This window comes from Pseudomonas sp. MYb2 (assembly GCF_002979955.1).
Taxonomy (GTDB): Bacteria; Pseudomonadota; Gammaproteobacteria; order Pseudomonadales; family Pseudomonadaceae; genus Aquipseudomonas.
This window is the reverse complement of record NZ_PCQC01000007.1, coordinates 98,206-110,353: the sequence shown is the minus strand read 5'-3', so window position 1 is coordinate 110,353 and position 12,148 is coordinate 98,206. Positions and strand designations below refer to the sequence as shown.

At 59.8% G+C, this 12,148-nt stretch carries 10 protein-coding genes; 9 read left to right on the top strand and 1 reads right to left on the bottom strand.

The features are described from left to right. Positions 1–107: 107 nt before the first annotated feature. The 9 genes from CQ009_RS14035 (at position 108) to CQ009_RS13990 (ending at position 10,844) form a co-directional block, all read left to right on the top strand. Positions 108–839, top strand: coding sequence for a response regulator (locus CQ009_RS14035; protein ID WP_064391728.1), 732 nt, complete (start codon positions 108–110; stop codon positions 837–839). Further along, the gene (locus tag CQ009_RS14030; RefSeq protein WP_007917878.1) at positions 829–2,298 is read left to right on the top strand and encodes an ATP-binding protein; all 1,470 of its coding nucleotides are present in this window, start codon (positions 829–831) and stop codon (positions 2,296–2,298) included. The genes CQ009_RS14035 and CQ009_RS14030 overlap by 11 nt, the downstream gene beginning before the upstream one ends. A gap of 295 nt (positions 2,299–2,593) precedes the next feature. Next, entirely contained in the window at positions 2,594–3,853 is a 1,260-nt protein-coding gene (locus CQ009_RS14025; protein ID WP_105706984.1) for an AGE family epimerase/isomerase, read from the top strand. 118 nt (positions 3,854–3,971) lie between these two features. Then, positions 3,972–5,273 (top strand): ABC transporter substrate-binding protein, encoded by a 1,302-nt coding sequence (locus CQ009_RS14020; protein ID WP_105706982.1) that lies wholly within the window; start codon positions 3,972–3,974, stop codon positions 5,271–5,273. Between the two features lie 150 nt (positions 5,274–5,423). Continuing rightward, entirely contained in the window at positions 5,424–6,332 is a 909-nt protein-coding gene (locus CQ009_RS14010) for a carbohydrate ABC transporter permease (protein ID WP_007917874.1), read from the top strand. Next, complete coding sequence (locus tag CQ009_RS14005; protein ID WP_064391721.1) at positions 6,325–7,170, top strand: carbohydrate ABC transporter permease; 846 nt, start codon at positions 6,325–6,327, stop codon at positions 7,168–7,170. The genes CQ009_RS14010 and CQ009_RS14005 overlap by 8 nt, the downstream gene beginning before the upstream one ends. Positions 7,171–7,172: 2 nt before the next feature. Then, entirely contained in the window at positions 7,173–8,333 is a 1,161-nt protein-coding gene (locus CQ009_RS14000; RefSeq protein ID WP_105706980.1) for an ABC transporter ATP-binding protein, read from the top strand. A 193-nt stretch (positions 8,334–8,526) separates the two neighbouring features. Continuing rightward, positions 8,527–9,876, top strand: coding sequence for a carbohydrate porin (locus CQ009_RS13995; RefSeq protein ID WP_064391717.1), 1,350 nt, complete (start codon positions 8,527–8,529; stop codon positions 9,874–9,876). 113 nt (positions 9,877–9,989) lie between these two features. Then, on the top strand, positions 9,990–10,844 hold the full coding sequence (locus CQ009_RS13990) for a D-hexose-6-phosphate mutarotase (protein WP_064391715.1): 855 nt from the start codon (positions 9,990–9,992) through the stop codon (positions 10,842–10,844). A gap of 345 nt (positions 10,845–11,189) precedes the next feature. On the opposite strand, the gene CQ009_RS13985 is transcribed toward CQ009_RS13990, so the two are convergent. Beyond that, on the bottom strand, positions 11,190–12,050 hold the full coding sequence (locus CQ009_RS13985) for a MurR/RpiR family transcriptional regulator (protein WP_171057240.1): 861 nt from the start codon (positions 12,048–12,050) through the stop codon (positions 11,190–11,192). Between the last annotated feature and the right edge of the window lie 98 nt (positions 12,051–12,148).

Sequence of the window (12,148 nt, the reverse complement as noted above, 5' to 3'; positions counted from 1 at the left end):
GACCGCTATCGCGAGCAGGCTCACTCCTACAGTTGTTTTGTGGTGTTTGTAAAATCGATGCTTAAGGCATAATCCGCCCCAATTCCAACAACAAGGATGCCTTCGAAGTGAGCTCAGTCAACAAGTCGATATTGTTGGTCGATGACGACCAGGAAATACGCGAGTTGCTGGAAACCTACCTGACCCGCGCCGGGTTTCAGGTGCGGGCCACCGCCGATGGCGCCAGTTTCCGTCAGGCACTCAACGAGGCGCCGAGCGATCTGGTGATCCTCGATGTCATGCTGCCCGACGAAGACGGCTTCAGCCTGTGCCGTTGGGTGCGTCAGCATCCGCGTCAGGCGCAGGTGCCGATCATCATGCTCACCGCCAGTTCCGACGAAGCCGACCGCGTGATCGGCCTGGAGCTGGGCGCCGACGACTATCTCGGCAAACCCTTCAGCCCGCGCGAACTGCAAGCCCGGATCAAAGCCCTGCTGCGCCGCGCGCAATTCGGCCAGGAGCGCAGTGGCAGTGAAGTGCTGGCGTTCGACGAGTGGCGGCTGGACATGGTCAGCCATCGGCTGTTCCACACCGACGGCGAGGAAGTGATTCTCTCCGGCGCCGACTTCGCCCTGCTGAAACTGTTTCTTGATCACCCGCAGGAAATCCTCGACCGAGACACCATCGGCAACGCTACCCGGGGCCGCGACCTGATGCCGCTGGATCGTATCGTCGACATGGCCGTCAGCCGTTTGCGTCAGCGTCTGCGCGACACCGAGAAACCGCCACGACTGATCCGCACCGTGCGCGGCAGCGGCTACCAACTGGCAGCCAACGTGGTTGCCGGCAATGCTCACTGAGTCGCTGCGCAAGCTCGCCGCCAAGGTGCCGGTGCCGCGCTCGCTGCTCGGGCGGATGTTGCTGCTGACCTTGCTCGCCGTGCTGTTTGCGCAGACATTGTCCAGCGTGATCTGGGTCTCGCAACTGCGCGCCACCCAGCTCGAAGGCCTGGTCACCAGCGCCCGCAGCCTCGCCCATTCGATGACCGCCAGCGTCAGTTACTTCCGCTCGTTGCCGGTGGCTTATCGTCCGTTGGTACTCGATCAGTTGCGCAGCATGGGCGGCACCCGCTTCGTGGTGACGCTCAACGACAAACCGCTGGGCATGGACGTGCTACCGGTCACACCGCGCAAAGCGGCGGTGATGAAAGCGGTCGACGAAGTGCTGCGCCAGACGTTGGGCCATGACACCGATATCTCGGTGACCTTTGTCAGCCCCGAAGATCTGCGGATCTTCAACGCCGGGCTGAAACTCGATGAGCTGCCGCGCTCGTGGGCGCATTACGCGCTGACTCTGGAGCCGGTGAATCCGCCCGTGCTGGTCACGCAGATTCAAATGGCGCCGGGAGAATGGTTGTACATCGCTTCGTTGTTGCCCGAGCCGTACACCAGTCTTGAAGAGCAGGGCCTGCCGTCGCAGCAGGTGTGGTTCATCGTCCTCACCAGCGGCTTCTTGCTGTTGTTCATCGGCCTGCTGGTGCACTGGCAGAGCCGGCCGCTCAAGCGTCTGGCGCGGGCAGCGCGGGATCTGTCGTTGGGTGCCGACGTCGAGCCGGTGGCCGAGGGCGGTGGCAGCGAAGTGGTCGAAGTGGGCCGCGCGTTCAACACCATGCGCGAACGCATCAGCCGTTACCTGACTGAGCGCAGCCAGTTGTTCAGCGCGATTTCCCATGACCTGCGTACGCCGATTACCCGTTTGCGTTTGCGCGTCGAACTGCTTGAAGACGAGAAGCTGCAAGCCAAGTTCGGCCGTGATCTGGATGAACTGGAACTGCTGGTCAAAGGCGCGCTGCAATGCGTGAAAGACACCGACATCCACGAGAACATCGAGCCGGTCGACCTCAACCATGTGCTGGATTGTCTGGTCGAACCGTACCTGGCGCCGAACGGCAACGGTCGCGTGACTCAGCATGGCCGCGCGTTGGCGGCGTATCCGGGCAAGCCTCTGGCGTTGAAGCGTTGTATCGGCAACCTGATCGACAACGCGTTGAAGTACGGGCAGAACGCACACTTGCACATCGATGATGATGACAGCGCGTTTGTCTTGCACGTTGATGATGAAGGGCCGGGCGTGCCGGAGCAGCGGCTGGAGCAGGTGTTCGAGCCGCACTTCAGGTTGGCGGGGCAGCAGCAGGGTTATGGGCTGGGGTTGGGCATCGCGCGCAATATTGCCCATAGCCATGGCGGGGAAGTGACGTTGCAGAATTTGCGTGAGGGTGGGTTGCGGGTGACCCTGCAGTTGCCGCGTTCGGCGGATTGAGTCAAAAGCATTCCCTCACCCTAGCCCTCTCCCGGGGGGAGAGGGGACTGATCGGGGGATGCTGCAGAGATACGCCGACCTGGAAGTCCGGTAGCGAATCCATAATCGACTCGATGTGTCAGGTCGGTGGATAACTCAGCACCACTCGGTCGGCCCCCTCTACCTCTGGGAGAGGGCTGGGGTGAGGGCCGCTGTTTTGTCACGGCCTGGTGACAAACCCCGCCCCCTTCGTTACAAGCCCGCCCCGGTCCGTTGTTTAGACTCCCCGCAGTCATAACAACAAAAAAGGCCACCCATGGATCTCTTCCAACCCGGCTTCAGCAGTTGGCTGAACGCCCCTGCCCACCAGCAATGGCTCGCCGCCGAAGGCCTGCGCCTGCTGGATTTCGCCAAGGCAGCAAAACTCCCGCAAGGCTTCGGTAATCTCGACGAACGCGGCCGTCTGCCAGCGAACGCGCAAGCCGAAACCATGAACACCGCACGCATGACCCACAGCTTCGCCATGGCCCATATTCAGGGCTTGCCGGGCTTTGCCGAACTGGTCGATCACGGCATCGCCGCTCTGCGTGGGCCGTTGCGTGATGTTCTGCACGGCGGCTGGTTTGCGGTCGCCGAACACCGTGATGGCAATACCGGCAAGAATGCCTATCTGCATGCCTTTGTCGCTCTTGCGGCGAGCTCTGCCGTGGTCGCACAGCGTCCCGGCGCTCAAGCACTACTGGATGATGCGATCGACATCATCGACACGTATTTCTGGAGTGAAGAAGAGGGCGCCATGCGCGAATTCTTCAATCGTGACTGGAGCGAAGAAGAAGCCTATCGCGGCGCCAACAGCAACATGCACGCCACCGAAGCGTTCCTCGCACTGGCGGATGTCACCGAAGACCCACGCTGGCTGGTGCGCGCGCAGCGCATCGTCGAGCGGGTGATCCACGGTCATGCTGCCGCAAACGGTTACATGGTCATCGAACATTTCGACCGCGACTGGCAACCGTTGCGCGATTACAACCACGACAATCCCGCCGATGGTTTCCGCCCTTACGGCACCACACCGGGCCATGGTTTCGAGTGGGCGCGGCTGTTGCTGCACCTCGAAGCGGCGCGAGTACAGGCTGGCATGCTCACCCCGGGTTGGCTGGCCGGCGACGCGCAGAAACTCTTCGAGCACAACTGTCGCAACGGCTGGAGCGTCGATGGCGCGCCGGGCATCGTCTACACCCTCGACTGGGACAACAAAGCCGTCGTCCGCCACCGTCTGCACTGGACGCACGCCGAGGCCAGCGCGGCTGCCAGTGCCTTGCTCAAACGCACCGGTGATGCGCAATACGAAACCTGGTACCGGCTGTTCTGGGAATTCTGTGAAGTGAATTTCATCGACCGTTGCGATGGCAGCTGGCACCACGAACTCAACCCGCAAAACATCCCGAGCGCCGATATCTGGCCGGGCAAACCCGATCTGTATCATGCCTGGCAAGCCGTGCTGATCCCTCGTCTACCCTTGTCACCCAGTATGGCGACTGCTTTAGCGCAGTTGTCTCAGGGTTCTCCTGTGTAACCATGTGGTGACATTCGCGCGTCCCTTCGTTACCTGCGAGGGGAAACGTCCTGTTTAAACTCCTGTGCAGCGCAAGCACCAGACTTGCATGCATAACAACAAGAAAGGTACATCTCAGATGAATGCGATTTCTCGCCTCGCTACTGTCATTTCTGTCGCCTCCCTGTTCCCGCTCGCAATTCTGCCTCTCAGTGTTTCTGCTGCCGAATCCAAAGGTTCGGTCGAAGTCGTGCACTGGTGGACGTCCGGTGGCGAAAAAGCCGCCGTTGATGTGCTCAAGGCGCAAGTCGAAAAAGACGGTTTCACCTGGAAAGACGGCGCTGTCGCCGGTGGTGGCGGTGCCACTGCCATGACCGTGCTGAAAAGCCGTGCAGTCGCCGGCAACCCGCCTGGCGTTGCTCAGATCAAAGGCCCGGACATCCAGGAATGGGCGTCGACCGGCCTGCTCGACACCGACGTGCTGAAAGACGTCGCCAAGTCGGAAAAGTGGGACAGCCTGCTCGACAAGAAAGTCTCCGATACCGTGAAGTACGACGGTGATTACGTGGCCGTACCGGTGAACATTCACCGTGTGAACTGGCTGTGGATCAACCCGGAAGTGTTCAAGAAAGCCGGCATCGAAAAAGCCCCGACCACCCTCGAAGAATTCTACGCCGCTGGCGACAAGCTGAAAGCTGCGGGCTTCATTCCGCTGGCTCACGGCGGTCAGCCTTGGCAGGACAGCACCGTGTTCGAAGCCGTGGTGCTTTCGGTCATGGGTGTTGATGGTTACAAGAAAGCCCTGGTTGACCTGGACAACGCCGCGCTGACCGGCCCGGAAATGGTCAAGGCGCTGACCGAGCTGAAGAAAGTCGCGACCTACATGGACGCCGATGGCAAAGGCCAGGACTGGAACCTGGAAGCGGCCAAAGTCATCAACGGCAAGGCCGGCATGCAGATCATGGGCGACTGGGCCAAGTCCGAATGGACTGCCGCGAAGAAAATCGCCGGCAAGGATTACCAGTGTGTCGCTTTCCCAGGCACCGACAAGGCGTTCACCTACAACATCGACTCGCTGGCCGTGTTCAAGCAGAAGGACGCCGGCACTGCGGCCGGTCAGCAGGACATCGCCAAAGTCGTACTGGGTGAAAACTTCCAGAAAGTCTTCAGCATCAACAAAGGCTCGATCCCGGTTCGCAACGACATGTTGAACAACATGGACAAGCTCGGTTTCGACTCCTGCGCACAGACCGCTGCCAAGGACTTCCTGGCAGACGCCAAGTCCGGCGGCCTGCAACCAAGCATGGCGCACAACATGGCGACCACGCTGGCGGTGCAAGGCGCGTTCTTTGATGTCGTGACCAACTACATCAACGACCCGAAAGCCGACCCGGCCGACACCGCCAAGAAACTGGGCGCAGCGATCAAGTCCGCCAAGTAATGCTTGGCCCCTGTAGGAGTGAGCCTGCTCGCGATAGCAGTTTGTCAGGTAACAGATTCATCAACTGACACACCGCAATCGCGAGCAGGCTCACTCCTACAAGGGGACAAGTTGCCCAAGTAGTCCTTTTCTTTCGTACTGGATTTCCCCATGAGTTCTGTTGCTGTGTTCAGCAAGGCCTCGCCGTTCGATGCATTGCAACGCTGGCTGCCAAAACTGGTGCTGGCGCCGAGCATGTTCATCGTGCTGGTGGGCTTCTATGGCTACATCCTGTGGACGTTCGTACTGTCGTTCACTACCTCGACGTTCCTGCCCAACTACAAGTGGGCCGGTCTGGCGCAATACGCACGGTTGTTCGACAACGATCGCTGGTGGGTCGCGAGCAAAAACCTCGCGGTGTTCGGCGGTATGTTCATCGGCATCACTCTGGTGATCGGCGTGTTGCTGGCGGTGTTCCTCGACCAGCGCATTCGTCGCGAAGGCTTTATCCGCACCATTTACCTGTACCCGATGGCGCTCTCGATGATCGTCACCGGTACCGCGTGGAAATGGCTGCTCAACCCGGGCATGGGCCTGGACAAATTGTTGCGTGACTGGGGCTGGGAAGGCTTCCGTCTCGACTGGCTGATCGACCCGGATCGCGTGGTCTACTGCCTGGTGATCGCCGCTGTGTGGCAAGCCTCGGGCTTCATCATGGCGATGTTCCTCGCCGGCCTGCGTGGCGTTGATCAATCGATCATCCGTGCCGCGCAGATCGATGGCGCGAGCATGCCGACGATCTACTGGAAAGTGGTGCTGCCAAGCCTGCGTCCGGTGTTCTTCAGTGCGGTGATGATCCTCGCGCACATCGCGATCAAGAGCTTCGACCTGGTCGCGGCGATGACCGCCGGTGGCCCGGGTTATTCCTCCGACCTGCCCGCGATGTTCATGTATTCCTTCACCTTCAGTCGCGGCCAGATGGGCATGGGCTCGGCCAGTGCGATTCTGATGCTCGGTGCGATCCTCGCGATCATCGTGCCTTACCTGTATTCCGAGCTGAGGACCAAGCGCAATGACTAGTCTCGCTGCCAAACCTGCTATCAGCCTGAGTCGCATCGCGATCTACGCAGTGCTGATCCTCGCCGTACTGCTTTATCTGGTACCGCTGGTGGTGATGTTGCTGACCAGCTTCAAGACCCCGGAAGACATCAGCAGCGGCAACCTGCTGAGCTGGCCGACCGTGGTCAGTGGCATAGGCTGGGTCAAGGCCTGGGCCACGGTTGACGGTTACTTCTGGAACTCGATCAAGATCACCGTTCCGGCCGTGATCATCTCCACCGCCATCGGCGCGTTGAACGGTTATGTGCTGTCGTTCTGGCGCTTCCGTGGTTCGCAGTTGTTCTTCGGTCTGCTGTTGTTCGGCTGCTTCCTGCCGTTCCAGACCGTGCTCCTGCCGGCCTCGTTCACCCTCGGCAAAATGGGTCTGGCGAGCACCACCACCGGTCTGGTGTTTATCCACGTGGTTTACGGTCTGGCGTTCACCACGCTGTTCTTCCGTAACTACTACGTGAGCATTCCGGATGCGCTGGTGAAAGCTGCACGCCTCGACGGCGCGGGTTTCTTCACGATTTTCCGGCGCATCATTCTGCCGATGTCGACGCCGATCATCATGGTCTGCCTGATCTGGCAATTCACCCAGATCTGGAACGACTTCCTGTTCGGTGTGGTGTTCTCCAGCGGTGATTCGCAACCGATCACGGTGGCGCTGAACAACCTGGTCAACACCAGCACCGGCGCCAAGGAATACAACGTTGATATGGCAGCGGCGATGATCGCCGGCCTGCCGACCCTGCTGGTCTATGTGGTCGCAGGCAAGTATTTCGTGCGCGGGCTGACGGCCGGCGCAGTCAAGGGGTAATCATGGCAACGCTCGAACTTCGCAACGTAAACAAGACCTACGGTGCCGGCCTGCCGGACACCCTGAAGAACATCGAACTGTCGATCAAGGATGGTGAATTCCTGATCCTGGTCGGCCCGTCGGGTTGTGGCAAATCGACCTTGATGAACTGCATCGCCGGTCTGGAAACCATCACCGGCGGCGCGATCATGATCGGCGATCAAGACGTCAGCGGCATGAGCCCGAAGGATCGCGACATCGCCATGGTGTTCCAGTCCTACGCGCTGTACCCGACCATGAGCGTGCGCGAGAACATTGAGTTCGGTCTGAAGATTCGCAAGATGCCGCAGGCGGCGATCGACGAAGAAGTCGCGCGCGTGGCCAAGCTGCTGCAGATCGAACACTTGCTGAACCGCAAACCGGGCCAGCTTTCCGGCGGTCAGCAACAGCGTGTGGCGATGGGTCGTGCGTTGGCGCGTCGGCCGAAGATCTATCTGTTCGACGAACCGCTGTCCAACCTCGACGCCAAGCTGCGCGTCGAGATGCGTACCGAAATGAAGTTGATGCACCAGCGCCTGAAAACCACCACGGTCTACGTGACCCACGACCAGATCGAAGCGATGACCCTGGGCGACAAGGTTGCGGTGATGAAGGACGGCATCATTCAGCAGTTCGGCACGCCGAAAGACATCTACAACAACCCGGCCAACCTGTTCGTGGCGAGCTTCATCGGTTCGCCGCCGATGAACTTCATCCCGCTGCGTCTGCAACGCAAGGACGGTCGTTTGTTGGCGCTGCTCGACAGCGGCCAGGCCCGTTGTGAATTGCCGATGAGCATGCAGGACGCCGGTCTCGAAGATCGCGAAGTGATCCTCGGCCTGCGCCCGGAACAAATCGTGTTGGCGAACGGCGAGGGCAATGGTCTGCCGAGCATTCGTGCTGAAGTGCAGGTCACCGAGCCGACCGGTCCGGACACGCTGGTGTTCGTCAACCTCAATGAAACCAAGGTCTGCTGCCGTCTGGCGCCGGACGTGGCACCGCAGGTGGGCGAGAGCCTGACGCTGCAGTTCGATCCGTCGAAAGTGTTGTTGTTCGATGCCAACACCGGTGAGCGCCTCGGCACTGCCGGTCAACCGCAGACCGATGCGCGGTCTGCGAACGTGGCGCAATTCAAAGGCCGCTGAAGATCGATGTAGGAGTGAGCCTGCTCGCGATGACGGTGTATCAGTCGACAGAGATGTTGAATGTAAAACCGCTATCGCGAGCAGGCTCACTCCTACAAAAGGAGCACGCGGTGGATTGCCTGTAATCCATCGCAATTTATGTAAACCGCGTTAGATAAAAACAGTTAATAACAATAAAGACGAGGATGTAGGGATGAAAAAGAAACACGTCAATGCCCGGTTGATCTGCCAAATGTCAGCTGCGGCGGCCTTGGTGCTGGCCGGTAACGCCATGGCGGCGGACGCCTTCAGCTCCGACTCGAAATGGATGACCGGCGACTGGGGTGGCGAGCGTACCAAGCTGATCGAGCAGGGTATCGACATCAAGGCTGACTACGTTGGGGAAGTCGGTGGCAACCTGAACGGTGGCTACAACGACGACAAGACCGCGCGTTACGCTGACCAGTTCGGTCTGGGCGTGGCTCTCGATCTGCAAAAGCTGTGGGGCTGGGATAACACTCAGGCAAAAATCCAGCTGACCAACCGTAACGGCTACAACATCTCCAACGACCGCGTTGGCGATCCGCGTGCCGGCACCTTGAGTTCTTCGCAAGAAGTCTACGGCCGTGGCCACATGGTGCGTCTGACCCAGTTGTGGATTCAGCACCAGTTCTTCGACAACAAACTCGACGTCAAGGCCGGTTACTTCGGTGAAGGCGAAGACTTCAACACCTTCCCGTGCGACTTCCAGAACCTCGCGTTCTGCGGCTCCCAAGTGGGTAACTGGGCGACCAACATCTGGTACAACTGGCCAGTCAGCCAGGCCGCGATCCGTGTGAAGTACAACATCAACGACGAGCTCTACGCGCAAATCGGCGCGTACAACCAGAACCCGTCGCAGCTGGAACACGGCAACGGCTTCAAACTCAGCGGCAGCGGCACCAAAGGTACTGTGTTGCCGGTGGAGTTGGTCTGGTCGCCGAAGGTCAACAGCCTGCCGGGCGAATACCGCGTCGGTTACTACAAGAGCACGGCCGATGCCGACGACGTTCGCGAAGACGTCAATGGTTTCGACGCAGCCACCACTGGCGACGCTTACAAGTCCCACAGCAGCAAAAGTGGCTACTGGTTCGTCGCGCAACAGCAACTCACCAGCCACAACGGTGATGCCTCGCGCGGTCTGAACATCGCCGCCAACGCGACCTTCCACGACAAAGACACCAACTTCATCGATAACTACCAGTCGGTGATGTTCGTCTACAAAGGCCCGTTCGACGCGCGTCCGAAAGATGACGTCGGTATCGGTGCGGCGCGTATCCACGTCAACGACGACGTGAAGAAAAACGCCGAGTTGCTGAACGTTTCCAACGGTGTTTCGGATTACGACAACCCGGTGTTCTCGCCGATTCGTGAAACCGAATACAACTACGAGATCAACTACGGCTTCCACGTCACCAACTGGCTGACCGTACGTCCTAACCTGCAGTACATCACTCACCCGGGTGGTGTGGATGAAGTGGACAACGCTTTGGTCGCTGGCCTGAAAATTCAGTCTACGTTCTAACGCGTCTGCGATAAGCTCCTCTCTATGTGCGCATATTTGCGGACAGCCAAGGCTGTCCGCTTTTTTTTGGGGCTGGCGCCGCCCGGTGAAAGTCGATTTCAGGATCGTGGCAAATGCATGAGCATCCGCTACAACGCTTCTTCAAATCCCTGCGTGAGCAACCGGTGTTCGCCTGGGAGCGCTATCAGATGCGCGACGTGTTGGTGATCGATCATCCGCTGTGTCAGGCGGTGTTCAGTCGTCAGGGTGCGCAGTTGCTGCACTTTCAGCCGCGCGGGCAAAAACCGTGGTTGTGGTGTGCTGCGAAGTGGCCGCATGTCGGCGCGATCCGTGGTGGTGTGCCGGTGTGCTGGCCGTGGTATGGCCGTCATCCGAGCGAAAACGCATGGCCGTCCCATGGCTGGGCAAGGTTGCTCGACTGGAAGTTGCTCGACAGCAGCAGCGCCGAAGACGGCGTGCGCCTGCACTGGCAATTGCAGTTGTGCGACTGGCAGGTTGACCTGCACGCACACCTTGGCGAACGCATGGAGTTACGCCTGAGCACTGAGCATCAAGACGACATGCCGTGCCAGTTGAGCCAGGCTTTGCACGCTTACTGGCGTATTGGCGATGTCGGTGAGATAGCGCTGTCTGGGCTCGAAGGGGCGCAGGGTTATGACCAGTTGAACCGCCAGGTTTGCCAGCAGGAAGGCGAGTTGCGGGTGGATGGCGGTTGCCAGCGGGTGTTCCAGCATGACGGCGAATTGCAGCTGAAAGATCACGCCTGGCAGCGTGAGTTGTGCATCGATACCGGGGACAGCGCCGACACGGTGGTGTGGCATCCGGGCGCGCGGCCGCTGTTGGGCGTGTCGTGGGATGAGATTTCCGAGTTTGTCTGCGTGGAAGCGGCGGCGGGCGGGACCGACAGTCTGCACCTGGCGCCGGGGGAGAAGGCGCATTTGAGTTTGCAGGCGTGGGCGGCGGCTTGAGAGTGTCAAGTACACCGATACCCTCACCCTCACCCTAGCCCTCTCCCGGGGGGAGAGGGGACCGAATGGGGGATGCTCAAAAGTTACGCCGACGTGAAAGTGCAGTTCTGAATCCATAATCGACTGGATATTTCAGGTCGATGTACCGCGCAAGCCCCCTCGGTCGGCCCCCTCTCCCTCAGGGAGAGGGGGCCGAATGGGGGATATTCGAGAGATGCACCGACCTGAACGAATGTCGGTGAATCCATAATCGACTCGGTGTTTCAGGTCGATGTATAGCGCAAGACACCTCGGTCGGCCCCCTCTCCCTCCGGGAGAGGGCTGGGGTGAGGGTGCTTTTGATCTTTAGTTGAATTCATCCCCAACCGGATACCGGCTCGCATTCAAGCTCTCTTTGATCTTGCGCAGATGCGGCTGGAAATCCACCCCGCGACGCAAGGTCATCCCCGTCGCCAGCACATCCAGCACGGTCAACTGAATGATCCGCGACGTCATCGGCATATAAATGTCGGTGTCTTCCGGCAACGGAATATTCAGGCTCAAGGTACTCGCCTTGGCCAGCGGCGAATTCTCCGCCGTCAGTCCCAGCACCGAAGCCCCGTTCTCGCGAGCGATACGCGCAACCTCGACCAGCTCACGGGTGCGGCCAGTGTAGGAAATGATCACGAACAACTCGCCAGTGTGCGCCACCGAAGCAATCATCCGCTGCATCAGCACATCGGCATGCGCGGTGACCGCGAGGTTGAAGCGGAAGAACTTGTGCTGCGCATCCAGCGCCACCGGTGCCGAAGCGCCGAGGCCGAAGAAGTGGATCTGCCGCGCCTGAATCAACAGGTCGACGGCGCGGCTGATCAGGTTCGGATCGAGCGCCTGGCAAGCGCTGTCCAGCGACGCAATGGCGCTGCCGAAAATCTTCTGCGTGTACGCCTCGGGATTGTCATCAGCCTCGACCGCGCGGCTGACATACGCCGCGCCACTGGCCAGGCTCTGCGCCAGTTGCAGCTTGAGTTCCGGGTAGCCGCTGACACCGAACGAACGGCAGAAACGGTTGACCGTCGGTTCGCTCACCGAGGCTGCCTGGGCGAGGGCGGCGATGCTGAAGCGGGTGGCCTGCTGCGGGTTGAGCAGGATCACCTCGGCGACTTTGCGTTCGGCCTTGTTCAGGTCTTCAAGGCGACTCTGGATCTGTTCCAGTAAATTTCGCACGCGGTCCATATGGAATTCCTAATTCACCTGCGCAAAGGTGCGCCGGGCTATGCAAATTGGGCCTTTGATATGGCCCGTAACGGTGGCCTATCCTACTG

What these genes read in the sequence shown, in the direction of transcription:
- CQ009_RS14030 (WP_007917878.1), top strand. Translation starts at nt 829, where the DNA reads ATGCTCACTGAGTCGCTGCGCAAGCTCGCCGCCAAGGTGCCGGTGCCG.
- CQ009_RS14025 (WP_105706984.1), top strand. Translation starts at nt 2,594, where the DNA reads ATGGATCTCTTCCAACCCGGCTTCAGCAGTTGGCTGAACGCCCCTGCC.
- CQ009_RS14020 (WP_105706982.1), top strand. Translation starts at nt 3,972, where the DNA reads ATGAATGCGATTTCTCGCCTCGCTACTGTCATTTCTGTCGCCTCCCTG.
- CQ009_RS14010 (WP_007917874.1), top strand. Translation starts at nt 5,424, where the DNA reads ATGAGTTCTGTTGCTGTGTTCAGCAAGGCCTCGCCGTTCGATGCATTG.
- CQ009_RS14005 (WP_064391721.1), top strand. Translation starts at nt 6,325, where the DNA reads ATGACTAGTCTCGCTGCCAAACCTGCTATCAGCCTGAGTCGCATCGCG.
- CQ009_RS14000 (WP_105706980.1), top strand. Translation starts at nt 7,173, where the DNA reads ATGGCAACGCTCGAACTTCGCAACGTAAACAAGACCTACGGTGCCGGC.
- CQ009_RS13995 (WP_064391717.1), top strand. Translation starts at nt 8,527, where the DNA reads ATGAAAAAGAAACACGTCAATGCCCGGTTGATCTGCCAAATGTCAGCT.
- CQ009_RS13990 (WP_064391715.1), top strand. Translation starts at nt 9,990, where the DNA reads ATGCATGAGCATCCGCTACAACGCTTCTTCAAATCCCTGCGTGAGCAA.